The following is a 23,239-nucleotide window of genomic DNA, read 5'->3' on the forward strand; positions in this document are numbered from 1 at the left end:
GCCTGCTGGCCGACATGGATCACAACACGTTCCAAGTGGCAGCGCACGTTGGCGCTGACGATGTCCATTAAAAAGCAAGAATCATGCCTCATTACCGGCTCAAGCTTTGTCCGGCGCGTCCGATAATAAGTCAGGTGCAGATACAGGAAAGGTATCCATGAACAAACTCATCACGGCGTTGGCGCTCGCCCTGGCATTGACCGGGTGCGGCTCCGACCCTATCAATCGAGATCAGGGTGACCCTCGCCAGGCGGCGCAGGGGATGGAGCTCAACTGGCTGGTGGCGCGTATGACCGATCAGCTGATGGAGCGCAAATCGCTGACCACCCTGACCGAACCCATCGCAGTGGCCTCTTTCGTCGATCTCGATACCCTGCAGGATACCAACTGGATGGGGCAGCAGATTGAGGAGAGCTTTATCTACGAGCTCAATCGTCGCGGCGAGGTGGTGGTGGACTTCAAGCTGACCGGTAGCATCAAGGTGACGCCGCAGGGGGACTTCGTGCTGAGCCGCAACTATAAGGAGCTCTCTTCCCGTTTGCCGATCTCCCGCATTCTGGTCGGCACCTTCAGCCGCAACAGCAAGGGGATCCTGGTCAATGCCCGCGTTATCGACATGCGCACCAAGATGGTTGAGACCACGGCCCAGAGCCTGATCCCGCAAAAATATCTGTTCGGTGCTAACAACTCGTTTGGTCGGGCATCGATCAATCGCGGTTATCTGATGCGTGACAGTCAGGCCCGGCCGGGCGGTCATCTGGTCAACCTGACCCCGTGAGGAGCGAGTCATGAAGATCCTGTTTGGTTGCCTGTTGGCACTCTTGCTCACCGGTTGCAGCGGCAACCGGGTGGTGGATTACACCCAGGGTGGCAAACCCGATGATTTTCCGGTGCTCAAGGCGGTGGGCTATGCGGTGATCGACATCCAGCCCGGTCCCTCCCAGTCGGAGAAGATGCTGCAAGCCATTCGCGCTTCCAAGATGGATGCCTATCGCGAGCTGGCCGAGCAGCTCAATGGTCAGCAGGTGCGCGGCCAGAGCAGCTATCGTGACCTGACCCAGACCTCCAACTCGCTGGATGTGTCGGTCGCCGGTGTGGTGCGTGGTGCCCGGGTGGTGGCCTCCTATCCGCGCGGCAATACCTATGCCACCGAGATGGAGCTCGATACCCGCGCCCTCTACAACATCAATCAGTTGATGGCGGGTCAGTTCTGAGTTGATTGCCTGACCTGAAAACAGGCATCAACACAGGCATCAAAACAAAAGGCGAGCAGTGTGCTCGCCTTTTGTCGTTGTGGGCTGGTTAGCTCCCCATCAGCACCGGCGGCACTGCGGTGGGTTTCACATCCTCGCTCGGGTAGCAGCCAAGCACCTTGATATAGCGGGTGATCTTGGTCAGCTCCACCAGTGCGGCCTGCATCGCCGGGGTTTGCAGGTTGGCGGAGACATCGAGATAGAACATCTCTTCCCACGGGTTGCCCTGCACCGGACGGGACTCCAGTTTGGTCATGTTGATCTCGTGGCTGCGCAGTACCAGCAACGCCTCGACCAGCGAGCCCGGCTTCTGGGAGGTGGACATGATGAGGGTGGTCTTGGCCGGGATCTGCGGTGCCACATCGATGGGCTTGCGCGCCACCACGATGAAGCGGCTGTAGTTCTCTTTCTGGTTGGCAAGCTGCTCGGCCAGCACATCCAGACCATACAGTTCGCCACCGGCGGCGCTGCCGATGGCGGCGGCCTCCGGGCTTGCCAGTTCTTTCACCTTCATCATGGCGCTGGAGGAGGAGTCGCAGATCTCGTGACGGGCTCCTTCCAGCTTGCTCAGATAGTGGGAGCACTGCTGGAACACCTGCGGGTGGGCATAGAAGGTCTTGATACGGCCAAGCTCGGTCGGTACGGCGGTGAGAATGCAGTGCTCGATGGGGTAGGTGAGCTCACCGACGATGGAGAGGCTGGTATGCTGCATCACGTCATAGACTTCGTTGATGGAGCCCGAGCTGGTGTTCTCGATGGGCAGCACGCCAAAGGCGGCGCGACCCGACTCCACCGCATCCAGTACTTCACGGAAGTTCTGGCAGTTTACTTCGATCACCTGATCCTTGTAGCGCGCCAGATATTTGCGGGCGGCCAGGCTGGAGTAGGAACCGCGCGGCCCCAGATAGGCGACGCTGGTCATCGGCTCCTGCTGCTCCGGGTTGAGCAGGCTCTGCAGATAGGCCTGCTGGGAGAGCACAGAGTCTTCGATGATGGTGTGATAGATGCGGGTGATGTACTGGGCGTCCAGTCCCAGCACGCGCCCTTTTTGGATTAGGGCGACCAGCAGCTCCTGCTCCCGCTGGTGGTCACGAATGGGGCGCGGGTTGGCTTGCTTGGCACGGGCCACCTCGATGCTGAGGGTCTTGCGTTTCGCCAGCAGGGCAAGCAGCTCCTGATCCAACCGGGTGATGTCTTGTCTGATCTCGTCGAGCGTTGCCATGATTGTTCCCTATCCAAGTAATCGATTGATATTAATGCAAAAAAAGCCTCCGCTAGGGGAGGCTTGATTCGTCTTTGCTTTCTGTTCACACGACGACAGGCCTTCCCTCAAGCGGGCCGGATAAACGAGAAAGCAAAGAAGAATGGTGCGTGCATAGGTGTGTCCTTGAAGTAACGTCATAACCATTAAGGGATTTGCCGGTCTGATGCAAGTAAAACTTGCCCGCGGGCGGGGATGGGGGCAGGGTATCCGGTTAAGAAAATGGTGTATGAGCGATGTTCTATTGACTCTGTTTTGATGACTGACACCCAGTGGGGGAGGTAAAGACGATGGCGATTATTTTCGATCTGGGACGGGTGGTGGTGAGCTGGGATCCGGTAGGTATAGTGCGTTCGGTGCGTGGTCCGCAAGGGGCCGAACAGTTGGCCGAGCAGCTCTTTAACCACCCGGATTGGCTGGAGGTAGACAGAGGCACCATGTCGCTCCACAACATGGCCCGGGAAGCGCAAGCGCGCACCGGCCTCTCTGCGGCGGAGAATCTGGCCATTTTACAGGCAGTTCCCGCTTCCCTGCTGCCAGATCCCGCTATGCTAACCCTGATAGCCGAGCTGCACGGAGCGGGCCATTCGCTCTATGCCCTCTCCAACATGGGGCACGCCAGCATCGACTGGCTGGAGCAGCATCAGGATTTCTGGCGCTTTTTCAGCGGCAAGGTGGTGTCGGCGCGGGTACGGATGATGAAGCCGGAGCCGGATATCTATCGCTATCTGCTGGTGTCGTTCGATCTGAAACCGGCAGAGTGCATCTTTATTGATGACAGTCCCGCCAATATTGCGGCCGCCGAGGCCCTCGGCATCAGGGGGATCGTCTTTACCGACGTGGCGAGTTGCCGTCAGCAACTGGGTGAGCTGGACAGTTTGCCTGTCACCGACAAGGGGTGATGCCCCTCCAGGAGTACTATGGAGCATGGCCGGTTTCGCAATTGGCTCAGTCACTATCCCGAGGCAACCCTGATCATCGCCTGCAAGGATGGCAGTGGTTATCAGCTCTGTATCGATGCGGAAGGGGAGTACCTCTGTCTGACAGACAGCGAGGGGGAGCACCTGACCTTCACCTCGCTGGATCAGGCGCAGGGCTTTTTGCGAGCCCATCGGGTACATCAGGCCAGATTGCGAGTGTACGACGCTCAAGATGTTGATTTTACGGATAAATCACGGGAAATAATCATCAAGTTTTAATTTTAACCTGACTCTGTAAGGGCCTATTCAGCTTGTTTCCCGCACAATAAGCCACCTGTTTATCATCCGGAGCTGTTTAATGGATGCCAATGTTGTTGTCTTGAATCAGGGATATGATCACTCTTTTCAAGCCAGGGAGCTGCAGCTGATTGAGCGACTGGCAAATTTTGACGAGCTGATAGTCTCTTTTTCGGGGCGGTTGGAATCCTGTTACAGCATCGATCTGTGTCGTGCCAGCGGGATCAAGATCCGCGCCATCACCCTCGATAATCCGACCCGCAGCCGCAGCGAAGTGGCCCGAGCCCGCCGTTATTGCCAGCGTTATGGCATCGATCACTGGGTCATCAAGAGTGACGAAATCATCTTTTGCGATCGCCTGCCGAATATGGAGGGGTTGATCGATCCGGTTCGCCGCATTGGTGAGTATGTGCAGGCTCGTCCGGAATGGGCTCATCTGCCGTTGCTGGTTCCGGCCGCGGTGGAGGAGCGTGATGACTATCTTGCCCAGTTCGGCTCACTGCCTGCCAACACCATCTGGTTTTTTGCCGATAACGGGGTGATGAGCCGTGATTTTCGCTATGGCTTCAACAAGCGTCAGCTCGGTCGTTGGGGCAAAGGGAGCAACGGTTGCCTCAGCAATCGCTTCACCAATCCACGGCAGTTGAAGCAACGTTATCTACGAATGGTGGATCAGGCCGAACAGATGCTGGCCGACATGGGGCTGGATGAGGCGCAGGTCTTTTTCCATACCCTGTGCGACTGCTCTACCACCCTGGCCCGGGTGCGTCTGCCCGAGCATCAGCGTGCTCAGGCCTTTGATATGCAATCGGATATTCTCTCTGCCCTCAAGAGGACCGAGTTCGATCTGGTGACTCTGGATATGGCGCACAAAGAGCGGCACGATCTTGCCATCTAGCCCGTGGGCAAGCGACGCCGGAGCCAGAACGTGAGTGCTGTCATAGGCAAGGGGTGGCGGGACTGTTTATACTGTCGCCCTTTCACCTGTTGTCGAGCTTCGCCCTATGAAACCCTTCTCCCGTCTGCTGATTGCCCTGTGCCTCTCCCCCGTGTTGGCGCAGGCTGCCCCTCTTTCTCAGGTGACGCTGCCCGATGGTCGGCAGGTTCAGCTCAACGATGACTTTACCTGGGAGTATCTGGTGGTCAAACCGGCCGAACCCGTGCAGGGTATGGCTGCTGATGGGAAAGCGGGGGCCGTGGTGGCGGTTGCAGCACCGGTACTGACCGAGCAGGCCAAGGCCAACCCCGAATTGCTGTCACAAGCGGCACGCGACGGTGTGGTGGTCAAGCTGGACAAGCTCGAGGGGTCTGATCCGTTGGCGCTGACCTTTATGGTGAGCAATACCGGCAGCCGCAATGTGGTCGGGGTGCGCGGCATGGTGACTCTGTTCAGTGCTGACGGAGTGCAGCTGAGCCGTCAGGAAGCCCGTTTCTGGGTCGCCGAGAATCGCTTGCCGGAGACCTATCTGCGCAAGGGGCAAGTCCGTCCGTCGCTGGCACTCGAGATCCCCCGTCCTGCCGGATTGACCGGGCAGCCCTTGGTCAGGGTCGAAATTGATGAGGTGGTCTTCCGCTGATTTGGTGTTGTCCGGCCCATGCAAACCGCTTGGGCCGGCAATTTGTTACCCCTGACATCTCGGGAAATATCTGCTTACATCTGACATGGTTTTGCAATAGCTTGCCGCTCGGCAAGCCGGGATGCTGACTGCACAATGACTCCATACCAGCTCGCTAGCAACGGGCCCAATCACATGGAGTTATCATCATGAAAAAAGCAACTGTATCTCTTCTGGTTCTGGCCGGTTTCGCCTCTACTTCCGCTCTGGCACAGGATGCGTTCAGCTACGCAAAGGGCGGTTTGACCTGGGCGCACACCAAGTCTGATTACCTTAGCCAAGACAGCGCTGCATTTCCCCGTGATGCTGCCAGCAAAGGTACCCGTGATTTTGGTGGTCTGAGCCTGGACCTCTCAAAGAGCTTTGGCTCCAACTTCTACGGTCGTGCCGGAACCGAATTCACCTCCCGCAACGACGGCAATGACAGCATGTCCATTTCCAGCCTGGGTATCGGTGTCTTTACCCCGCTGAGCACAGGACTCAATCTCTATGGCGAAACCGGTTTGATGGGCTATCAACTTGAGCGTGAGCTGGCCAAGAACAACAAGGGATGGGACGAAGTGGCTCGCAAGGATAGCGGCAGCATGTACGGTGAAGTGGGCTTGCGCTACGACATCGGCGACATCGAGCTCTCTACCGCTTATCGCTACGCCAACATGACCGACGATATGCACGACTTCAAGGTGGGCGGTGCCTACAAGCTCAACCAGAACTGGGCGCTGACTGCCGATTACACCTATCGCAACTGGGATCTGCAAAAAGGTTCCATCTCCAGCCTGGGTGTGAAGTACAGCTTCTAATCCCCCTTCCCGTAGTCCGTAGTGTCTTGACTTTTACCCATGGCGTTCGCCATGGGTTTTTTCTTTTTCCGGTGATCCCTTTTTTCTCCTTGTGTCGTATCAGTCGCAAATAGTTATACAACTTTCATTTTTTTGTATAACTGCTATAACTGAATCAATGCTTATACAAGGGGCGTCATCATGTACAAGATTAAAGTCGGTATCAGTGCCTGCCTGCTGGGACAAGAGGTACGTTTCGATGGGGGCCACAAGCGCTCCAGCTTCTGCGAACGGGATCTTGGCGCTCACTTTGACTATCACCCCGTCTGTCCCGAGATGGCTATCGGTCTGGGGGCGCCCCGTGCCGCCATCCGGCTGGTCAAGCGCAACGGCGAGATCCGTGCCGAGGCGAGCAACGGTAGCTTCGATGTCACCGAAAAGCTGATCGCCTTCAGCGAGCAGAAGGCACGCCAGCTTGACTTCATCTCCGGTTATATCCTCTGTGCCAAATCACCCAGTTGCGGTATGGAGCGGGTCAAGGTCTATGGCGCCAACAACGAGGGGAGCGCCAAGGAGGGGATCGGCCTCTTTGCCAAGGCATTGATGGAGGCCAACCCCCTGCTGCCGGTGGAAGAGGATGGCCGCCTGTGCGACCCCATCCTGCGCGAGAACTTCGTGCTGCGGGTCTTTGCCTACCACGACTGGCAGCAGCTCTGCGCCCGCGGCATCACCGCCTCTGCGCTGATCCGCTTCCACTCCCGCTACAAGTATCTGGTGCTCTCCCACGCCACCACCCACTACCGGGCGCTTGGCAAGCTGCTCGGCAATCTGGGCAAGTCCACCAATTTGCAGGAGGTGGCCGACAACTACATCAAGGGATTGATGACGGCGCTGACCCTGCGGGCCAACCGTCGCAGCCACACCAATGTGCTGATGCACCTGCAGGGCTACTTCAAGCGGGTGCTGACCCCGGCCCAGAAGCAGGAGCTTGCCGATACCATCGACAAGTACCGCACCGGTATCTTCCCGTTGCTGGTGCCGCTCACCTTGATCCGTCACTACCTGCGCGAGTACCCCAATCCCTATCTCGCCGAGCAGGTTTATCTCAATCCGCACCCCGATACGCTCAAGCTGCGTTACGGGCTCTGAATCCGTTCTGTTGCCCCGGCGCATGGTTTGCGCCGGGGTGCTTTACCCCTCTGTTTGATGGACGTTGTCATGTCTGATTTATCGCAAGAAGTTGCTCCTCTCGCTGATGAGGGGATCTACCCCATTCGCGAGGTCTCCCGTCTCACCGGCGTCAACGCCGTGACCCTGCGTGCCTGGCAGCGCCGCTACGGTCTGGTGCAACCGGCCCGCACCGAAAAGGGCCACCGCCTCTACAGCGAGCAGGATATCCTCCAAATCGGCGAGATCCTGAGCTGGCTGGAGCGGGGAGTGAGTATCGGGCAGGTGAAGGGGCTCCTGAGCGAACCCCATTCCGATCCGGTGAGCGATCACTGGCAGCAGACCCTGGAGCAGTTCAGTCAGGCGTTGCTCGCCTTCAACCAGCGCAAGGCGGAGGCTGAGCTCAACGATCTGCTGGCGAGCTACCCGTTCGAGCTGGTGCGCAGCCGGGTACTGCAACCGCTTGTGGAGCGGCTGCTGGGGCTGTGGCGCGAGCGGCCCGATGGCGAGTTGCTGCAACAGGTGTGGCTGGGCTGGCTCCATACCCGCTTCGCCCGCCACCTGATCGAGCAGGAGAAGGGCGTGCCGATCACGCTGGCGAGTTGGGGGCAAGTCGGCCCCCTCGATCTGGTCTGGGCCGCCTACGAGTTGATCGGTCAGGGTTATGAGGTGCAACTGCTGGGGGCGGTCGAGCCGCGCCATGCCAGCTTGCTGGAGGGGCGTGCCGTTACCCCCTGGCTGGTATTGCTGGGGGCAGGGCTTGGCAAACAGGAGCTGGCCGCCGAGTGGCCCGCAGGCACGCGCCTGTTTGGCGAACTGGGTCGTCTCTACGACGATGAGTGGCTGAAAGCACACGGCTGGCAGGCGAGCCTTGCCGAGCTGATGGCGAACGCACCTGCTGCGGCTGGCGCCAGCGGACGCGGGAGGAAAAAATCATGAAACTGGTCTGGTTTCGCAACGATCTGCGTCTTGCCGACAACCCGGCGCTGCGGCATGCCTGCGCCGGTGATGGACCGGTCGCCGCGCTCTTTATCATCTCTCCTACCCAGTGGCGGCAGCACAAAATGGCCCCCATCCGTCAGCGCTTTATGTTGGCGCAGGTGGATGAGTTGGGCCGCGAGCTGGCGGCGCTCGGCATCCCGCTCCATCTGCTGCGAGTGGAGACCTTTGCCGAGGTGCCCGCTGCGTTGGCAAACCTCTGCCGCGAGCAGGGTGTGACCCAGCTCTATGCCAATCAGGCTATCGAGATCGATGAGCAGCGTCGCGATCACGCCGTCAGCGCCGCGCTGGCTGATCAGGCGGTGAGCTGTCACTGGTTCAACGGCTGTTGCGTATTGCCGCCGGGGCGGGTGCTGACCGGCTCGGGTGAGATGTTCAAGGTGTTCACCCCCTTCAGCCGTGCCTGGCTCAAGGCCCTCGATGAAGAGGGGTTTGTCATTCATCGCGCCCCAGCGCCCCGTGGCGAGTCGTTGCCGTGGCAGCCGCTGGCCGAACGTGCGTGGGTTGATGAGGCGCTCGGCGAGCTGACGGCGGATCCCCGCTGGCCAGTGGGGGAGGCGGAAGCTCAGCGTCGTTTGAACATTTTTCTGGAGCAGGCGGTGCTCGACTATGGCGAGACCCGCGATTTTCCTGCCATCGCGGGCACCTCTGTGCTCTCCCCCTATCTGGCGGCGGGCATCATCAGCCCGCGCCAGTGTGTGGCGGCGCTCCAGCAGCGGCTCGGCTATCGGCCCCAGTCCAAGGCTCAGCCCGGCTTTGTCTGGCTAAACGAACTTATCTGGCGCGAGTTCTATCGCCACCTGCTGGTGCTGATCCCGACTCTTTCTATGAATCGCCCCTTCAAGCCCGAGACGGCGGCCTTGCCGTGGAGCTGGGATCCGGATGCCTTCGCCGCCTGGTGCGAGGGGCGCACCGGCTACCCCATCGTCGATGCGGCGATGCGTTGTCTCAACGCCACCGGCTGGATGCACAACCGGCTGCGAATGATAGTGGCGAGCTTTCTCACCAAGGATCTCCATATCCATTGGCGGCTCGGGGAGGATTACTTCATGAGTCGACTCATCGACGGGGATCTGGCAGCCAACAATGGCGGCTGGCAGTGGGCTGCAGGCACCGGTGCCGATGCGGCCCCCTACTTTCGGGTCTTCAACCCCACCACTCAGGGGCAACGATTTGATCCACAAGGGGAGTTTATCCGTACTTGGGTAACTGAACTGGCCGATATTCCTGCCGCTTATGTGCATCAGCCCCACGACTGGCTGCGACTCAAGGGGCGACAGGATTATCCGGCACCCATGGTGGATCACGCCGTTGCCCGGGTGAGAGCCATCGAGATGTTTCGCTCTCTGGAGAAATAGGATGAACGAGCCGCTGGCCCGCTTTATTGGCCTCTATCAGCAACTGGACAAACAGCAGTTGCATCGCTTGCCCGAGGTCTATGCCGAACAGGTGGTCTTTATCGATCCGGCTCACCGTATCGAGGGGCTGGCGGCCCTTGGCGACTATTTTGCCGCCCTCTATCAGCGCCTCGCCTACTGTCGTTTCGTCATCACCAGTCAGCAGCAGCAAGGGCCGCAGGCCTGGCTCGGCTGGACCATGACCTTCTCTCACCCCAGATTGCGTGGTGGTGAGCCGGTGACGGTGGAGGGGGCCACCCGCCTCGAATTCGACGAGGCGGGCAAGGTGTGCCAGCACAGGGACTATTTTGACCTGGGCGCCATGATCTACGAGCAGTTGCCGCTGCTCGGGCCCGTGGTGCGTACTATCAAGATGAGGCTCGGCGCATGAGCGGCCGAGTGCTTATTACAGGCGCGACCTCCGGCATCGGTCGTCAGTTGGCGCTGGATTACCGGCTGGCAGGATGGCAGGTGTGGGGTTGTGGCCGCGATGGCGAACGGCTGCAGGAGCTGGGGCTGCACGGCGTCACGCCGCTGCAGTTCGATGCCCGGGATCTGGCCGCAATGAGCGGGGTGGCTGCTACGCTGCCATCCCTCGATCTGCTGATCCTCAACGCAGGCAACTGCGAGTACATGGATGTCGGCGATGGGTTTGACAGCGAGCTGTTTGCCCGTGTCATCGATACCAATCTGACCGCTACCGGCCATGCTTTGGCCGCCTTCTTGCCGCTGTTAGGAGCGGGATCACGGCTGGCCATCGTCAGCTCGTCGGTGAGCTGGCTACCGCTGCCACGAGCCGAGGCGTATGGCGCCTCCAAGGCGGCCCTCGACTATCTGGCGGATACCTTGCGCCTCGATTTGGCCAGCAAAGGGATCGGGGTGACCCTGATCCGCCCCGGCTTTGTCCAGACGCCGCTCACCGCCAAAAATGATTTTCCCATGCCCTGTCTGGTGACGGTGGAGCAGGCCTCCCGCGCCATCATGGACGGGCTGACCGCTGGTCGTCACCAGATCCACTTTCCCCGCCGTTTCATCTGGTTGCTGCGGCTGCTTGGTGCGCTGCCGGTGGGGCTCTGGCTGCGCCTTGGCCGCGCACTCGTATCGAAAGGAAGCCATTCATGAAGAAAAAGATCGCCATCGTCGGTTCAGGGATCTCGGGGCTCACCGCCGGTTTTCTGCTCCACAAACTCCATGACATCACCCTGTTCGAGGCAGCGCCGACCCTGGGCGGCCATACTGCGACCGTCGATGTGAATCAGGCTGGCCGCAGCTATGCCATCGACACCGGCTTTATCGTCTTCAATGATCGCACCTATCCCAACTTCTTGAAGTTGCTGGCGCGGATCGGCATGGCGCGCCAACCGGCCGAGATGAGCTTCTCGGTAAAGAGCCCGGAGGGGCTGGAGTATAACGGCCATAACCTCGATACCCTGTTTGCCCAGCGCAGCAATCTGTTGAGTCCCCGTTTCTACGGCTTTGTTGCCGAGATCCTGCGATTCAACCGGGAGGCGCGGGCCTGGCTGGCGGATGGGCAACATCAGGGGGCTGGCCCCGAGCTGACCCTGGGGGATTTTTTGCTGGCGGGGGAGTTTAGCGACTACTTCGCCCGCCACTACATCTTGCCGATGGGGGCGGCAATCTGGTCATCGACCCTGGCCGATATGCGCGCCTTCCCCCTTGGCTTCTTCCTGCGCTTTTTTGCCAACCACGGCCTGCTGGATGTGGCCAATCGCCCCCAGTGGTACGTGATCCCGGGTGGCTCGCGGGAATATATCGGCCCCCTTACCGCGGGTTGGCAGTCGCAGATCCGCCTCGCCTGTCCGGTGCAGAGCGTGCGGCGGGACGCGGATGGCGTGGTGATCCAGAGCAGTTACGGCGAGGAGCGGTTTGACGAGGTGATCTTCGCCTGCCACAGCGATCAGGCGCTGGCGCTGCTGGCGGATCCCGGCGAGCGGGAGCAGGCTATTCTCGGCGACATGCCCTATCAGGCCAACGATGTCTGGCTCCATACCGATGCTCGCTGCTTGCCCACTCGCCGCAAGGCATGGGCCAGCTGGAACTATCAGCTCGATGGCAACGATGAGGCGCGGCCGCTGGTGAGCTACAACATGAACATCCTGCAGGGGGTGAACTCGCCGGAGCCCTTCTGCGTCAGCCTCAACCCCAGGGGCAAGGTGGATGAGAGCAAGGTACTGCGCCGCTTCGTCTACCACCATCCAGTGTTCAATCAGGCCTCCATCGCCGCCCAGCAGCGGCGCACGGAGATCTGCGGCCAACAGCACACCCACTTCTGCGGCGCCTACTGGTACAACGGCTTCCATGAGGATGGGGTGCGCAGCGCGCTGGATGTCGCCAGGCGCTTCGGAGCCGAGCTATGAACGGCGCCACCGTGGCCACCGAACATGAGCGTGCCGACGAACTGGCTGGCGTCACCAGCGCCATCTGGCAAGGCTCGGTGCGCCACCGCCGTTTTGCACCGCGGGCTCACACCTTCTCCTACAGCCTTTTTATGCTGGGACTGGATCTCGACGAGCTGCCACAGCTAGATCAGGGGCGCTGGTTCGGGGTGGAGCGCTCGGGGCTGCTCTCGTTTCACCGCCATGACTATCTCAAGGGGAGTGAGGGAAGCCTCAAGCAGGCGGTGTGGCAGAAGGTGATCGAGCTGGGTGGCGATGCCGACTCCGAGGGGCGGGTGCTGCTGCTCGGCAACGTGCGCTGTCTGGGGTTCTACTTCAGCCCGGTCAACTTCTACTTCTGCTATCGGCAGGGCGAGGCGCGCTATCTGCTGGCAGAGGTGTCGAACACCCCCTGGAACGAGCGTCACTACTACCTGCTGGATTTGGCGGCGCTGGCACCCCATGACAAGGATTTTCACGTCTCCCCCTTTATGGGGCTGGCGATGCGTTATCACTGGCGGATCAGGCCGCCCGAGCAGGAGACACTGATCCATATCGAGAGTCATCCCGTATCCGGTGAAGCCAAGCTGTTTGACGCAACCCTGGCGCTCACTCGCGAACCCTTGTCGCGCAAGGGGCTGGTGGCCCTGCTGGCCCGCTGGCCATGGATGACCATGAAGGTGCTGCTCGGGATCTACTGGCAGGCCCTGCGTCTTTTTATCAAACGAACCCCGATTTTTACCCATCCGGAGAGCCGCTAATGGAACTTGCTCAATCAACCCTCTCTGCCTCTTTCATCGACAAGGGGGCAAGACAACTGCTGCTCAATCTGCTGGGTCGCCTCGAACATGGCCAGCTGCTGCTGCGGGATGGCGGTGAGCGCCACAGCTTTGGCGTCGCGGGTACCGATCTGCATGCCGAACTGGTGGTGCAAGATCCTGCCTTCTATCGTCGCCTGTTGCTGGGGGGCAGCATTGCCGCCGGGGAAACCTGGGTGGAGGGGCTCTGGACCAGCCCGGATCCGGTGGCGCTGGTGCGGCTGCTGGCCCGCAACCTGACCCTGCTCGACTCCCTCGAGCGGCGCCTCGGCTGGCTCAGCTTCCCCTTCAACAAGGTGCGCCACTGGCTCAACCGCAATACTCTGACAGGTTCGCGATCCAACATCGCCGCCCACTACGATCTCGGTAATACCCTCTATCAGGGGTTTCTCGACAGCCATATGCAGTACTCGAGCGCCATCTATCCGAGCGCCGAGGCCACTCTCGAAGAGGGGCAGCAGGCCAAGCTGCGCACCATCTGCGAGCGGCTGGCGCTGGGGCCTGACGACCATCTGCTGGAGATCGGTACCGGCTGGGGCGGCCTCGCCGTCTATGCCGCCCGCCACTATGGCTGCCGGGTGACGACCACTACCATCTCCCGGGCCCAACATGACTATGCCAAGGAGTGGATTGCGCGGGAGGGGCTGGGGGATCGCATCACCTTGCTGCTGGAGGATTACCGCAAGCTGGAGGGGACCTATGACAAGCTGGTCTCCATCGAGATGATCGAGGCGGTGGGCCACGCCTTCCTGCCCGACTATTTCCGCCAGTTGTCACGGCTGCTCAAGCCCGGTGGTCGCCTGCTCATCCAGGCCATCACCATCGCCGATCAGCGCCATGCCCAGTATCTGCGCGGGGTTGATTTCATCCAGCGCTACATCTTCCCCGGTGGCTGCCTGCCGAGTGTCTCCCAGATGGCGGGTTTGCTGGCGCGGGAGACCGACATGCAGCTGGTGCGGTTGCACGATCACGGCCATCACTATGCCCGCACCCTGGCTCACTGGTGCGATCGCTTTCTGGCGCTGGCGCCCGAGCTGCCCAAGCTCGGTTACAGCCAGGATTTCATCCGGTTGTGGCACTTCTACTTCGCCTATTGCGAGGGGGGATTCTGGGAGCGCACCATCAGTCTGGTGCAGCTGGAGGCCGCCAAGCCCGGACCTGCGGGCTGGTCGGGTGATGTGCCAGTAAGCGGTCACTGACCATGTGGCAGTGGGCTCACCTGCTGGGGTTCAACCTCTACTGGTTGCTGGCGGTGAAGTGGCAGCAGCCGGGCCCGCTGCTGGCAATGTTGCTGCTGCACTTTCTCTTCTCACCCAGCCGCCAGCGTGACTGGCGGCTGCTCCCCATCGCGGTCGCCGGCTGTCTGCTGGATGTGCTGCTCTGGCAGCTCGGCCTGTTCCGGTTCCCGTCCGGTTTTCCCCTCTGGCTGGTGCTGCTCTGGCTCGGTTTTGCCCTGACGCTGGCCCACGGTATGCGCTGGCTGCTGCGCTTGCCTCGCTGGCAGCAGGCGCTGTTTGGCGTATTTGGCGGTGCCTCCTCCTATGTGGCGGGGGCCGCCATGGGGGCAGTAAACTTACCCTGGGGCATCTGGATCAGCACGGCGCTGCTGGCAGTGATCTGGATGTGGTGGTTACCCGTACTCCTGTGGGTAATGGTCAAGCTGGAGGGTGAGTCATGACAAACACCTTTTCGACCGACTCGTTGCTTTTTTCCAAATGGACTAAAGAGAGCCAGCATGAGCTGACAGATCGTTTCTATCTGGTGGTTGCCTGCCAGCGGGATGCGCAGGGGCGGCTGGTGCAGGTGGTGATGCAGGATATCAATACCCTGCAGGAACAGGAGATGGACTGGCATGAACTCGAAGACCCCAATCACTGGCATATGGGGTGGAATTAGCCTCCACCTTGCTGCCCTGAGCCTGCTGGTTGCGACTACCAGCGATGCGACAACACTCCCCTGGCAGAAGCTGCGCCCGGTCGGGCAGGGGCAGATGCATTGGCTCTGGTTCAAGCTCTACGACGCAACTCTGTTTAGCGAGAGTGGTCGCTACCAGCCGGGCCACTATCCACAAGCGCTTACCCTCACCTATGCCAGAGCCATCGAGCGGGACGATCTGCTCGGCGCTACTTCATCCGAGTGGCAGCGGCTCGGTCTTGGCTCTGACGCCGAGCGTCAGCGCTGGCTCGGCCAGCTTGCTGCACTCTGGCCCGATGTACAGGCAGGCGACAAGCTCACCTTCTATGTCGACAAGGGCGGGACAGGCCACTTCTGGTGGCAGGAAAAACCCCTTGGCACTCTGGCCGATCCGCAATTCTCGGCCGCTTTTCTCGCCATCTGGCTGGCTGACAACAGCCGCGATCCCGCCCTGACCCGCCGCCTGCGTGGCCAACCCTGAACATGGAGTCTCTGATGTCTTTCTATCGTGCATACCGCTGGTTGCTGTTGCTCCCCTTTTTGCTGCTGAGTGGCTGTGGTGCCAGTCTCGATGACTATCGGGGGCAGGGGCCAAACTGGGATCTCGCCCGTTTCTTCAACGGCAAACTGGTGGCTCACGGCCTGGTGACCGACCGCAGCGGCGAAGTGACCAGTCGCTTTCGGGTCGAGATGGTGGGTCGTTGGAAGGATGGCAAGGGAGAGCTGTTCGAACAGTTTTACTTTGATGATGGCCGCCAGCAGACCCGTACCTGGTATCTGAGCAAGGGGGTTGACGGTCACTGGCGAGGTACTGCTTCCGATGTGGTGGGAGAGGCGGTGGGTAAAAGCCAAGGGTTCGCCCTCAACTGGCGTTATCAGCTCGATCTGGCGCTACCGGATGGCGAGGTGGTGCGGGTGAGCTTCGATGACTGGATGTACCTGCTGGACGAAGATCGTCTGATCAATCGTGCCGAGATCAGCAAGTTCGGTATCCATCTTGGCGAGGTGATCCTCTATATCGAACGTCAGCCCTGACCGTTAACGCAAGATAACGGCCAGTAAAAAGCGCGCCGATGGCGCGCTTTTGTTTACCGAAAAACCAGAGTCATCAGATGATGCGGTTCTCTTCCAGCATCTTGCGACGGGCCTCTTCCTTGGCCATCTTCTTCTTGCGGTTGTCGCAGGGTTCCGGGCAATCGCACTCTTTCTCGATGCCGACGCTACCCAGACCGCCACAGGAGCCGGAGATGGTCTTCTTCTGGAAGATGTAACCGATAGCCATGGCGGCTATCACCAGCATGAATACCCCGAAGGTGATCAGAAAAATCTGCATCTCTACCTCTTACTTCTTGACCAGATAGGGCTTGAAGGCATCGGAGTAAGCCTCTTCAAAGCCGTTGTCCGTCTTGGTGATCACGAAGATCGCCAGGCCGCGCTCGTTGGCATAGGCCAGGCTTTTCTCGGTCCCCATCACCATAAACACGGTGGCCAGCCCGTCTGCGGTCATGCAGGAGGGGTGGATCACGGTGACCGACACCAGACGGTGCTGGATCGGCTTGCCGCTGCGCGGATCTATGGTGTGGGAGAAGCGCTGACCATCCAGTTCATAGTAGTTGCGGTAATCGCCGGAGGTGGCCACCCCGTTGTCACCGGGCACGATCACCTCTTGCACCGTGCCGGTGCCTGCGGTGGGCTTCTCGATGGCCACGCGCCAGGGGTGACCCTTGCCGTTGACGCCATTGATCCGCAGCTCGCCGCCAATCTCCACCAGATAGTTGCGCGCACCCAGTGACTCCAGATACTCGGCTACCTTGTCCACACCAAAGCCCTTGGCGATGGCGGAGAGATCGACGTAGAGGTCCGGAATGTCTTTTTGCAGGGTGTCGGCATCTACCGAGGTGATGACGTGCAGGTTGCCCAGACCGGTCTTCTGGCGAGTCTGGGTGATCAGCTCGTCGGAGGGGACCTTGGTCGGCTTCTTGTCCGGGCCAAAGCCCCACAGATTGACCAAGGGGCCAACGGTGACGTCCAGCGCCCCCTGGCTCTCACGGCCAATGTGAATAGCCTCTGTGACGACCCGTGCGGTATCGCGGGAGACCACTACCGGTTTGTTGTCACGGCTCTGGTTGAAGCGCGACAGTTCGGAATCGGGGCGATAGGTCGACATCTGATCGTTGACCCGCTCCAGCAAGACATCGACCTCAGCTTGAAGCTTGGCCGGATCGCTGATGGCGCTGTCCGCTACCTTGATGGAGTAGTAAGTGCCCATGGTGCTGCCGGTGATGTGGATCTCCGGTTTGGATTGGACCGTCTCCTGACCGCACCCAGTCAAGAAAAAGGCTAGCCCGAAGGCTAGCCAGGTCTTTACAACACTGTGCATGGATTAACCACCAAAGTCATCCAACAGGATGTTTTCGTCTTCAACGCCCAAATCTTTGAGCATGTTGATGACGGCAGCGTTCATCACCGGAGGTCCACACATGTAGAACTCGCAATCTTCCGGTGCTTCGTGGTTCTTGAGATAGTTCTCGTAGAGCACGTTGTGGATGAAGCCGGTGTAGCCGTCCCAGTTGTCTTCCGGTTGCGGATCAGACAGGGCGACGTTCCAGGTGAAGTTCTCGTTCTCGGCGGCGAGCATGTCAAAGTCTTCGACATAGAACATTTCGCGCTTGGAACGGGCACCGTACCAGAAGCTCATCTTGCGCTTGGACTTCAGGCGACGCAGCTGGTCGAAGATATGGGAACGCATCGGCGCCATACCTGCACCACCACCGATGAATACCATTTCGGCATCGGTGTCCTTGGCGAAGAACTCACCGAACGGACCGGAGATGGTCACCTTGTCGCCAGCCTTCAGGCTGAAGATGTAGGAGGACATCTGTCCCGGAGGGGCAGTCCAGTTGCTCGGGGGCGGGGTCGCGATACGCACGTTCAGCATGATGATGCCGAACTCTTCCGGATAGTTGGCCATGGAGTAGGCTCGGATGATCGGCTCATCGACCTTGGACTCCAGCTCAAAAATCTTGAAGCGATCCCAGTCACCGCGATACTCCTCGGGAATATCGAAGTTCTTGTAGTGCACGTGGTGAGCCGGGGCTTCAATCTGGATATAACCACCGGCGCGGAACGGCACGCTCTCGCCATCGGGGATCTGCAGCTTGAGCTCCTTGATGAAGGTGGCCTTGTTATCGTTGGAGATAACAGTACATTCCCACTTCTTCACCCCGAAGATCTCTTCCGGCAGTTCGATATCCATGTCGGAGCGAACGGTAACCTGACAGGCCAGACGCTCGCCATGACGGGCTTCGCCCTTGCTGATGTGATCCAGTTCGGTCGGCAGAATGTCGCCGCCACCGGATTTCACCCGTACCTTGCACTGGCCGCAGGAGCCACCGCCGCCACAGGCGGAGGAGACGAAGATACCGCTGCCAGCCAGCACGCCGAGCAGCTTGCCACCGGCCGGGCTGGTCACAGCCTTGGCCGGGTCACCATTGATGCTGATTGTCACGTCGCCCGCGGTCACCAGCTTGGACTTGGCGAACAGAATGACTGCCACCAGTGCCAGCAGGATCACGGTAAACATGACCACACCCAAAATAATTTCCATCTATCGTTCCTTTCTGATTGCAGGAAAGCCGATTACAGGGAGATACCAGAGAAGGACATGAAGCCCAGCGCCATCAGACCGGCGGTGATGAAGGTGATGCCCAGACCGCGCAGGCCTTCCGGAACATCGGAATACTTCATCTTCTCGCGGATACCTGCCAGCGCAACGATCGCCAGCATCCAGCCTGCCCCTGAACCCACACCGTAGACCACAGACTCCATGAAGTTGTAGTCACGCTGCACCATGAAGGAGACGCCACCGAAGATGGCGCAGTTCACGGTGATGAGCGGCAGGAAGATACCCAGCGCGTTGTAGAGTGCCGGGAAGTACTTGTCCAGCGCCATCTCCAGGATCTGTACCAGTGCTGCAATCACACCGATGAAGGTGATGAAGCTCAGGAAGCTCAGATCCAGACCGGATACCAGAGCGCCATCTTTAAGCACGTAGTTGTAGATCAGGTTGTTGGCAGGAACCGCGATGGTCTGCACCACAATAACGGCAATACCCAGACCCATGGAGGTCTTTACCTTCTTGGACACCGCCAGGAAGGTACACATCCCCAGGAAGAAGGAGAGTGCCAGGTTTTCGATGAAGATCGATTTAATCAACAGACTCAGATAGTGTTCCATACCTTAATCCTTCGCCTCCACCTGCTTGGGATCCTTGGTGCGCACGCCCCAAATGATCAGACCAATGATGAAGAATGCACTCGGCGGCAGCAGCAGCAGGCCGTTGGGCACGTACCAGCCACCGTTATTCACCAGCGGCAGCAGCTCGATGCCGAACCAGGTGCCGGAGCCCAGCAGTTCACGCACGGTCGCGACGCTCAGCAGAATGGCACCATAGCCCAGACCGTTGCCGATACCATCCAGGAAGGAGGGCAGCGGGGCACTCTTCATGGCATACGCTTCGGCGCGGCCCATTACGATACAGTTGGTGATGATCAGACCCACGAAGACCGACAGTTGCTTGGAGATGTCATAGGCGTACGCCTTGAGCACCTGGTCAACCACGATAACCAGTGAGGCGATGATCGCCATCTGCACGATGATCCGGACGCTGTTCGGGATCTGGTTGCGGATCAGGGAGATAAACAGGTTTGAGAAGGCGGTGACCGCCATGACCGCGAGGGTCATTACAAACGCAGTTTTCATCTGGCTGGTAACCGCCAGTGCAGAACAGACGCCCAGCACCTGCAAGGCGATGGGGTTGTTGCCCAGCACAGGCGTCAACAGCAACTTCTTCATTTCGCTCTTGTCAGCCATTGTTGATTTCTCCTGCACGAACCTTGGCCAGGAAAGGACCGAAGCCCTTGGGACCCATCCAGAAGTCGAAGGTATGCTGTACGCCGTTACCGGTCAGAGTGGCACCGGAGAGACCATCGATCTCGTGCTCGGAGCCCGCCGGAGCATGGCCCTTGATGACGCGCAGCGCCGGCATGCCATTCTGGTCGAACAGTTTCTTGTCCTTGAACAGCGCCTGCCAGGCCGGGTTTTCGATCTCGCCACCCAGACCCGGTGTTTCACCGTGGTCATAGTAGGTGATGCCCTTGATGGTCTGGCCATCAGCGGCAACGGCGACGAAGGCATACATGGTCGACCACAGACCCTGACCGTAGATGGGCAGGATGATGCTGTCGATCTTGCCTTCGGCATCCTTGGCGAAGAATACCGGGATCTGCTTGGAGATCTGACGCAGGCTGGCCTTGTCGTCAGCGGCGGCAAGACGGATGCTGCGGGCCGGATCTTTGGCTGCCTGCTTGGTGTCGAAGTTGTCGGCATCGCCGTCAACAAAGTCACCGGTCGCCAGATCCACCAGACGGGCTTCGATCTTCTCGCCATACAGTTTGGCCAGGTCGCGCTTGGCCACTTCGCTCACATCCACACCGGCTACGGAGAGAATGTTGCTCTGCTTGTCCAGCGCCTTGTTTTCCTGCTGGGTAGAACGCAGGCCCACAGCGGCAACGGATACCACGATGGAACAGGCCAGACAGAGGCCGGTGACCACGCTGACGGTGCCGAGGGTTGAATCTTTATTAAACGCCACGAGCAATCCTCCGCTTGATGTTTGCCTGAGCGACGAAGTGGTCAAACAGGGGAGCAAACAGGTTCGCAAACAGAATGGCCAGCATCATGCCTTCCGGGAACGCAGGGTTGACCACGCGAACCAGCACGACCATTACGCCGATCAGGGCGCCATACCACCACTTGCCTTTGTTGGTAAAGGCTGCGGAGACAGGGTCGGTCGCCATGAAGGCCATACCGAAGGCGAAGCCACCCAGTACCAGATGCCAGTGCCAAGGCATGTTGAACATGGGGTTGGTATCGGAACCGATGACGTTGAACAGCAGGGAGGTGGCGATCATACCGATCATCACGCCGGCGATGATGCGCCAGGAGGCGATGCGCATGTAGACGATCATGGCCGCACCCAGCAGGATCATCAGGGTAGAGACTTCACCGATGGAACCCGGCAGGTTACCTAGGAAAGCGTCCATCCAGCTGATAGCCTGGCCGGTTGCACCGTTGATCAGCGCCATCTGGCCGCCTTGGGCCCACTGGCTCAGGGCAGTCGCGCCGGAGAAACCGTCAACGGCAACCCACACGGCGTCACCGGAGATCTGGCCCGGGTAGGCGAAGAACAGGAACGCACGACCAGCCAGCGCCGGGTTCAGGAAGTTCTTGCCGGTACCACCGAACACCTCTTTGGCCATCACCACACCGAAGGTGATACCCAGCGCAGCTTGCCACAGTGGCAGCTCGGGCGGCACGATCAGGGCAAACAGGATGGAGGTTACGAAGAAGCCTTCGTTGATCTCGTGTTTGCGCACCATGGCGAACAGCACTTCCCAGAAACCACCGACAAAGAAGACGGTGATGTAGATCGGGAAGAAGTGGGTGGCGCCAATCAGCATCTTGCTGCCGATACCGGCAACAGCCGGATCGAGGGAGGCGCCCAGCATGGTAGCCAGGGCATATTGCCAGCTGCTGGCACCAGCAGCCGAGCCCATGTGGGCAATGGCGGCAATCGCCTGGTTACCAACGTTGTACATGCCCCAGAACATGGCCGGGAACACGGCCAGCCACACCATGATCATCATGCGCTTCAGATCGAGCGCATCACGAACGTGGGAGGCGTTGCGGGTAACGCTACCCGGGGTGTAGAACAGGGTGTACGCCGCTTCGAACAGGGCATAGTACTTGGCGTACTTTCCACCCGGTTCGAAGTGGTGTTCCATATTTTCAAGAAGTTGCTTGAAACTCATCGCTTAACCTTCCAGTTCAATCTTGGTCAGGCACTCACGCAAGATCGGGCCGTACTCTGTCTTGCCAGGGCAGACAAAGGTACAGAGCGCCAAATCTTCCTCATCCAGCTCCAGGCAGCCCAGTGCTTGCGCACCGTCGGTATCGCCGGAGACCATGTCCCGCAGCAGCAGGGTCGGCAGGATGTCGAGTGGCATCACCCGCTCATAGTTGCCGATAGGCACCATGGAACGGTCACTACCGTTGGTAGTGGTGGTGAAGTTGATCAGCTTGCCCTTCATCAGATGAGAGAGGGTGGTACGGGTGATAGAGAACTTGTTGGCGCTGGGGTTGATCCAGCCCAGGAACTCTTTCTCGCGACCTTCACCCAGCACGCAAACCTGATTGTGGTAGCGGCCCAGGTAGTCGTGAACACCTTCGGCTTTGGCACCACTCAGGATAGAACCGGAGATGATACGGTTTTCGTCGGCACGCAGCTCATTATTGGTGAGCTGACTGATGCAGGCGCCCAGACGGGTACGCAGCAGACGCGGCTTGAGCACGTTCGGGCCAGCCAGGGCGATCACCTTGTCAGTGAAGATCTGACCGGTGGTGAACAGCTTGCCGAATGCAATCACATCCTGATAGTTGATGTGCCACTGCACCTTGGTGCTGCTGACCGGATCCAGGAAGTGGATATGGGTACCCGGCAGACCGGCAGGGTGCGGACCAACGAAGATCTCTTCTTTGACCTGAGCCAGCGGAGAGTGGGGCAGACTGCCTTCGCCTTTACAGACGTAGACGGCGCCGTCGGTCAGGCGGGTCAATACGGCCAGACCATCGAGGAAGGCCTGCGGCTGTTCCTTGATAATCAGCTCGGCATCGGCTGCCAGCGGGTTGGTGTCCATTGCAGTCACAAAGATGGCGCGCGGGGCAGACGCTACCGCGGGGACTTTGCTGAACGGACGGGTACGCAACGCAGTCCACTGACCTGATGCGACCAGGATCTCTTGCACCTTGCTGCGCTCGAGCTTGGCCAGCTCGGCAGAGGCAAAATGCTCAAACGTCACCTGTTCATCGGAACCGTCGAGGTCGATGACCACAGACTGGAGAACACGTTTGGCACCACGGTTGATCTCTGAAACCACACCGGTGGCAGGAGCTGTGAATTTAACGCCCGGATTCTTCTTGTCTTCAAAAAGATCCTGACCTTTGATGACGCGATCACCTACTTTGACGAACATAGTAGGTCGCATCCCCACAAACTCCTCGCCCAGTGTCGCAACACGGGTGATGGCGGGGCCATCGTAGATTACTTGCTCTGGCGCACCCAGCACGGGGATGTCCAGTCCTCTTTTGATTGTAATCATACTTAATTGCACTACCGTTACGGGAAGAGAGGTTGGTTAGCGCCGAGAAATACATCACGACGGGTGGTTGAATGAGTCGCTGTTGTGGCTGCGCCGGGTGGTCAGGCTCAGCAATTATTCAACATGCGAGGTCACTCAAAAGCGCTTGAGTCTACCACTTAAGGCCCATTTTCTGCCATGCCAAATAGGCAAAATCCCTGCGT

28 protein-coding genes and 1 other annotated feature are annotated in these 23,239 nt (G+C 59.5%); of the genes, 19 read left to right on the forward strand and 9 right to left on the reverse strand.

What is annotated here, in order from left to right:
* Nucleotides 1–157: 157 nt before the first annotated feature.
* Together G5533_RS08735 and G5533_RS08740 are read left to right on the forward strand one after the other, a co-directional pair.
* Entirely contained in the window at nt 158–778 is a 621-nt protein-coding gene (locus G5533_RS08735; protein ID WP_005338718.1) for a FlgO family outer membrane protein, read from the forward strand.
* A 10-nt stretch (nt 779–788) separates the two neighbouring features.
* Nucleotides 789–1,214, forward strand: a complete 426-nt coding sequence (locus tag G5533_RS08740) for an LPP20 family lipoprotein (RefSeq protein WP_005338717.1) — start codon at nt 789–791, stop codon at nt 1,212–1,214.
* Between the two features lie 88 nt (nt 1,215–1,302).
* On the opposite strand, the gene pheA is transcribed toward G5533_RS08740, so the two are convergent.
* Nucleotides 1,303–2,475: a prephenate dehydratase gene (gene pheA / locus G5533_RS08745; RefSeq protein WP_005338715.1), complete on the reverse strand. Its 1,173-nt coding sequence runs from the start codon at nt 2,473–2,475 to the stop codon at nt 1,303–1,305.
* A 36-nt stretch (nt 2,476–2,511) separates the two neighbouring features.
* Nucleotides 2,512–2,634: a sequence feature (Phe leader region), on the reverse strand.
* A gap of 170 nt (nt 2,635–2,804) precedes the next feature.
* Here pheA and G5533_RS08750 point away from each other — a divergent pair.
* From G5533_RS08750 to G5533_RS08830, 17 genes are all read left to right on the forward strand, one after another.
* Complete coding sequence (locus tag G5533_RS08750; protein WP_421172771.1) at nt 2,805–3,416, forward strand: HAD family hydrolase; 612 nt, start codon at nt 2,805–2,807, stop codon at nt 3,414–3,416.
* Nucleotides 3,417–3,434: 18 nt separating this feature from the next.
* Nucleotides 3,435–3,713 carry a DUF6482 family protein gene (locus G5533_RS08755; protein ID WP_421172772.1) on the forward strand — a complete coding sequence of 93 codons (279 nt, stop codon included), beginning with the start codon at nt 3,435–3,437 and terminating at the stop codon, nt 3,711–3,713.
* A gap of 79 nt (nt 3,714–3,792) precedes the next feature.
* On the forward strand, nt 3,793–4,629 hold the full coding sequence (locus G5533_RS08760) for a hypothetical protein (protein WP_227341232.1): 837 nt from the start codon (nt 3,793–3,795) through the stop codon (nt 4,627–4,629).
* Between the two features lie 106 nt (nt 4,630–4,735).
* Nucleotides 4,736–5,308, forward strand: coding sequence for a DUF3157 family protein (locus tag G5533_RS08765; RefSeq protein WP_216951919.1), 573 nt, complete (start codon nt 4,736–4,738; stop codon nt 5,306–5,308).
* 188 nt (nt 5,309–5,496) lie between these two features.
* A complete protein-coding gene (locus tag G5533_RS08770; protein ID WP_216951918.1) occupies nt 5,497–6,147 on the forward strand; it encodes an outer membrane beta-barrel protein in 651 nt (216 codons plus the stop codon).
* Between the two features lie 180 nt (nt 6,148–6,327).
* A complete protein-coding gene (locus G5533_RS08775; RefSeq protein WP_005343644.1) occupies nt 6,328–7,275 on the forward strand; it encodes a YbgA family protein in 948 nt (315 codons plus the stop codon).
* Nucleotides 7,276–7,344: 69 nt separating this feature from the next.
* A complete protein-coding gene (locus tag G5533_RS08780; RefSeq protein WP_216951917.1) occupies nt 7,345–8,232 on the forward strand; it encodes a MerR family transcriptional regulator in 888 nt (295 codons plus the stop codon).
* Entirely contained in the window at nt 8,229–9,650 is a 1,422-nt protein-coding gene (phrB, locus tag G5533_RS08785) for a deoxyribodipyrimidine photo-lyase (protein ID WP_421255618.1), read from the forward strand. The genes G5533_RS08780 and phrB overlap by 4 nt, the downstream gene beginning before the upstream one ends.
* Nucleotide 9,651: 1 nt before the next feature.
* On the forward strand, nt 9,652–10,080 hold the full coding sequence (locus G5533_RS08790; protein WP_441254701.1) for a nuclear transport factor 2 family protein: 429 nt from the start codon (nt 9,652–9,654) through the stop codon (nt 10,078–10,080).
* The gene (locus G5533_RS08795; RefSeq protein WP_441254702.1) at nt 10,077–10,811 is read left to right on the forward strand and encodes an SDR family NAD(P)-dependent oxidoreductase; all 735 of its coding nucleotides are present in this window, start codon (nt 10,077–10,079) and stop codon (nt 10,809–10,811) included. The genes G5533_RS08790 and G5533_RS08795 overlap by 4 nt, the downstream gene beginning before the upstream one ends.
* Nucleotides 10,808–12,067, forward strand: coding sequence for an NAD(P)/FAD-dependent oxidoreductase (locus tag G5533_RS08800; RefSeq protein WP_441254703.1), 1,260 nt, complete (start codon nt 10,808–10,810; stop codon nt 12,065–12,067). Before G5533_RS08795 ends, G5533_RS08800 begins: the two co-directional genes overlap by 4 nt.
* Nucleotides 12,064–12,846: a DUF1365 domain-containing protein gene (locus G5533_RS08805; RefSeq protein ID WP_441254704.1), complete on the forward strand. Its 783-nt coding sequence runs from the start codon at nt 12,064–12,066 to the stop codon at nt 12,844–12,846. Before G5533_RS08800 ends, G5533_RS08805 begins: the two co-directional genes overlap by 4 nt.
* Complete coding sequence (locus G5533_RS08810) at nt 12,846–14,102, forward strand: SAM-dependent methyltransferase (RefSeq protein ID WP_021230329.1); 1,257 nt, start codon at nt 12,846–12,848, stop codon at nt 14,100–14,102. Before G5533_RS08805 ends, G5533_RS08810 begins: the two co-directional genes overlap by 1 nt.
* Before the next feature lie 2 nt (nt 14,103–14,104).
* Nucleotides 14,105–14,581, forward strand: coding sequence for a DUF2878 domain-containing protein (locus tag G5533_RS08815; RefSeq protein WP_021230328.1), 477 nt, complete (start codon nt 14,105–14,107; stop codon nt 14,579–14,581).
* Nucleotides 14,578–14,799, forward strand: coding sequence for a TIGR02450 family Trp-rich protein (locus tag G5533_RS08820; RefSeq protein WP_019445887.1), 222 nt, complete (start codon nt 14,578–14,580; stop codon nt 14,797–14,799). The genes G5533_RS08815 and G5533_RS08820 overlap by 4 nt, the downstream gene beginning before the upstream one ends.
* The gene (locus G5533_RS08825) at nt 14,756–15,298 is read left to right on the forward strand and encodes a chalcone isomerase family protein (RefSeq protein WP_421354496.1); all 543 of its coding nucleotides are present in this window, start codon (nt 14,756–14,758) and stop codon (nt 15,296–15,298) included. Before G5533_RS08820 ends, G5533_RS08825 begins: the two co-directional genes overlap by 44 nt.
* Nucleotides 15,299–15,312: 14 nt before the next feature.
* Nucleotides 15,313–15,852 (forward strand): DUF3833 domain-containing protein, encoded by a 540-nt coding sequence (locus tag G5533_RS08830; RefSeq protein ID WP_128816319.1) that lies wholly within the window; start codon nt 15,313–15,315, stop codon nt 15,850–15,852.
* A 73-nt stretch (nt 15,853–15,925) separates the two neighbouring features.
* Here the strand turns inward: G5533_RS08830 and nqrM are convergent, their stop codons facing one another.
* From nqrM to G5533_RS08870, 8 genes are read right to left on the reverse strand one after another with little or no spacing between them, the layout of a single operon-like run.
* A complete protein-coding gene (nqrM, locus tag G5533_RS08835; RefSeq protein ID WP_005338668.1) occupies nt 15,926–16,150 on the reverse strand; it encodes a (Na+)-NQR maturation NqrM in 225 nt (74 codons plus the stop codon).
* 9 nt (nt 16,151–16,159) lie between these two features.
* Nucleotides 16,160–17,197, reverse strand: a complete 1,038-nt coding sequence (locus G5533_RS08840; RefSeq protein ID WP_005338666.1) for an FAD:protein FMN transferase ApbE — start codon at nt 17,195–17,197, stop codon at nt 16,160–16,162.
* 3 nt (nt 17,198–17,200) lie between these two features.
* Nucleotides 17,201–18,424: an NADH:ubiquinone reductase (Na(+)-transporting) subunit F gene (gene nqrF / locus G5533_RS08845; protein ID WP_005338656.1), complete on the reverse strand. Its 1,224-nt coding sequence runs from the start codon at nt 18,422–18,424 to the stop codon at nt 17,201–17,203.
* Nucleotides 18,425–18,456: 32 nt separating this feature from the next.
* The gene (gene nqrE / locus G5533_RS08850) at nt 18,457–19,053 is read right to left on the reverse strand and encodes an NADH:ubiquinone reductase (Na(+)-transporting) subunit E (protein WP_005338645.1); all 597 of its coding nucleotides are present in this window, start codon (nt 19,051–19,053) and stop codon (nt 18,457–18,459) included.
* 3 nt (nt 19,054–19,056) lie between these two features.
* On the reverse strand, nt 19,057–19,689 hold the full coding sequence (locus G5533_RS08855) for an NADH:ubiquinone reductase (Na(+)-transporting) subunit D (RefSeq protein ID WP_005338644.1): 633 nt from the start codon (nt 19,687–19,689) through the stop codon (nt 19,057–19,059).
* A complete protein-coding gene (locus G5533_RS08860; protein ID WP_005358609.1) occupies nt 19,682–20,470 on the reverse strand; it encodes a Na(+)-translocating NADH-quinone reductase subunit C in 789 nt (262 codons plus the stop codon). The genes G5533_RS08855 and G5533_RS08860 overlap by 8 nt, the downstream gene beginning before the upstream one ends.
* Complete coding sequence (locus G5533_RS08865) at nt 20,460–21,689, reverse strand: NADH:ubiquinone reductase (Na(+)-transporting) subunit B (protein ID WP_005338642.1); 1,230 nt, start codon at nt 21,687–21,689, stop codon at nt 20,460–20,462. Before G5533_RS08865 ends, G5533_RS08860 begins: the two co-directional genes overlap by 11 nt.
* 3 nt (nt 21,690–21,692) lie before the next feature.
* Entirely contained in the window at nt 21,693–23,036 is a 1,344-nt protein-coding gene (locus G5533_RS08870) for a Na(+)-translocating NADH-quinone reductase subunit A (protein WP_005349684.1), read from the reverse strand.
* Nucleotides 23,037–23,239 lie beyond the last annotated feature (203 nt).

It is taken from the genome of Aeromonas sp. A600620, assembly GCF_029479985.1.
GTDB lineage: Bacteria > Pseudomonadota > Gammaproteobacteria > Enterobacterales > Aeromonadaceae > Aeromonas > Aeromonas veronii_A.

What these genes read in the sequence shown, in the direction of transcription:
- G5533_RS08735 (WP_005338718.1), top strand. Translation starts at nt 158, where the DNA reads ATGAACAAACTCATCACGGCGTTGGCGCTCGCCCTGGCATTGACCGGG.
- G5533_RS08740 (WP_005338717.1), top strand. Translation starts at nt 789, where the DNA reads ATGAAGATCCTGTTTGGTTGCCTGTTGGCACTCTTGCTCACCGGTTGC.
- pheA (WP_005338715.1), bottom strand. Translation starts at nt 2,475, where the DNA reads ATGGCAACGCTCGACGAGATCAGACAAGACATCACCCGGTTGGATCAG.
- G5533_RS08750 (WP_421172771.1), top strand. Translation starts at nt 2,805, where the DNA reads ATGGCGATTATTTTCGATCTGGGACGGGTGGTGGTGAGCTGGGATCCG.
- G5533_RS08755 (WP_421172772.1), top strand. Translation starts at nt 3,435, where the DNA reads ATGGAGCATGGCCGGTTTCGCAATTGGCTCAGTCACTATCCCGAGGCA.
- G5533_RS08760 (WP_227341232.1), top strand. Translation starts at nt 3,793, where the DNA reads ATGGATGCCAATGTTGTTGTCTTGAATCAGGGATATGATCACTCTTTT.
- G5533_RS08765 (WP_216951919.1), top strand. Translation starts at nt 4,736, where the DNA reads ATGAAACCCTTCTCCCGTCTGCTGATTGCCCTGTGCCTCTCCCCCGTG.
- G5533_RS08770 (WP_216951918.1), top strand. Translation starts at nt 5,497, where the DNA reads ATGAAAAAAGCAACTGTATCTCTTCTGGTTCTGGCCGGTTTCGCCTCT.
- G5533_RS08775 (WP_005343644.1), top strand. Translation starts at nt 6,328, where the DNA reads ATGTACAAGATTAAAGTCGGTATCAGTGCCTGCCTGCTGGGACAAGAG.
- G5533_RS08780 (WP_216951917.1), top strand. Translation starts at nt 7,345, where the DNA reads ATGTCTGATTTATCGCAAGAAGTTGCTCCTCTCGCTGATGAGGGGATC.
- phrB (WP_421255618.1), top strand. Translation starts at nt 8,229, where the DNA reads ATGAAACTGGTCTGGTTTCGCAACGATCTGCGTCTTGCCGACAACCCG.
- G5533_RS08790 (WP_441254701.1), top strand. Translation starts at nt 9,652, where the DNA reads ATGAACGAGCCGCTGGCCCGCTTTATTGGCCTCTATCAGCAACTGGAC.
- G5533_RS08795 (WP_441254702.1), top strand. Translation starts at nt 10,077, where the DNA reads ATGAGCGGCCGAGTGCTTATTACAGGCGCGACCTCCGGCATCGGTCGT.
- G5533_RS08800 (WP_441254703.1), top strand. Translation starts at nt 10,808, where the DNA reads ATGAAGAAAAAGATCGCCATCGTCGGTTCAGGGATCTCGGGGCTCACC.
- G5533_RS08805 (WP_441254704.1), top strand. Translation starts at nt 12,064, where the DNA reads ATGAACGGCGCCACCGTGGCCACCGAACATGAGCGTGCCGACGAACTG.
- G5533_RS08810 (WP_021230329.1), top strand. Translation starts at nt 12,846, where the DNA reads ATGGAACTTGCTCAATCAACCCTCTCTGCCTCTTTCATCGACAAGGGG.
- G5533_RS08815 (WP_021230328.1), top strand. Translation starts at nt 14,105, where the DNA reads ATGTGGCAGTGGGCTCACCTGCTGGGGTTCAACCTCTACTGGTTGCTG.
- G5533_RS08820 (WP_019445887.1), top strand. Translation starts at nt 14,578, where the DNA reads ATGACAAACACCTTTTCGACCGACTCGTTGCTTTTTTCCAAATGGACT.
- G5533_RS08825 (WP_421354496.1), top strand. Translation starts at nt 14,756, where the DNA reads ATGAACTCGAAGACCCCAATCACTGGCATATGGGGTGGAATTAGCCTC.
- G5533_RS08830 (WP_128816319.1), top strand. Translation starts at nt 15,313, where the DNA reads ATGTCTTTCTATCGTGCATACCGCTGGTTGCTGTTGCTCCCCTTTTTG.
- nqrM (WP_005338668.1), bottom strand. Translation starts at nt 16,150, where the DNA reads ATGCAGATTTTTCTGATCACCTTCGGGGTATTCATGCTGGTGATAGCC.
- G5533_RS08840 (WP_005338666.1), bottom strand. Translation starts at nt 17,197, where the DNA reads ATGCACAGTGTTGTAAAGACCTGGCTAGCCTTCGGGCTAGCCTTTTTC.
- nqrF (WP_005338656.1), bottom strand. Translation starts at nt 18,424, where the DNA reads ATGGAAATTATTTTGGGTGTGGTCATGTTTACCGTGATCCTGCTGGCA.
- nqrE (WP_005338645.1), bottom strand. Translation starts at nt 19,053, where the DNA reads ATGGAACACTATCTGAGTCTGTTGATTAAATCGATCTTCATCGAAAAC.
- G5533_RS08855 (WP_005338644.1), bottom strand. Translation starts at nt 19,689, where the DNA reads ATGGCTGACAAGAGCGAAATGAAGAAGTTGCTGTTGACGCCTGTGCTG.
- G5533_RS08865 (WP_005338642.1), bottom strand. Translation starts at nt 21,689, where the DNA reads ATGAGTTTCAAGCAACTTCTTGAAAATATGGAACACCACTTCGAACCG.
- G5533_RS08870 (WP_005349684.1), bottom strand. Translation starts at nt 23,036, where the DNA reads ATGATTACAATCAAAAGAGGACTGGACATCCCCGTGCTGGGTGCGCCA.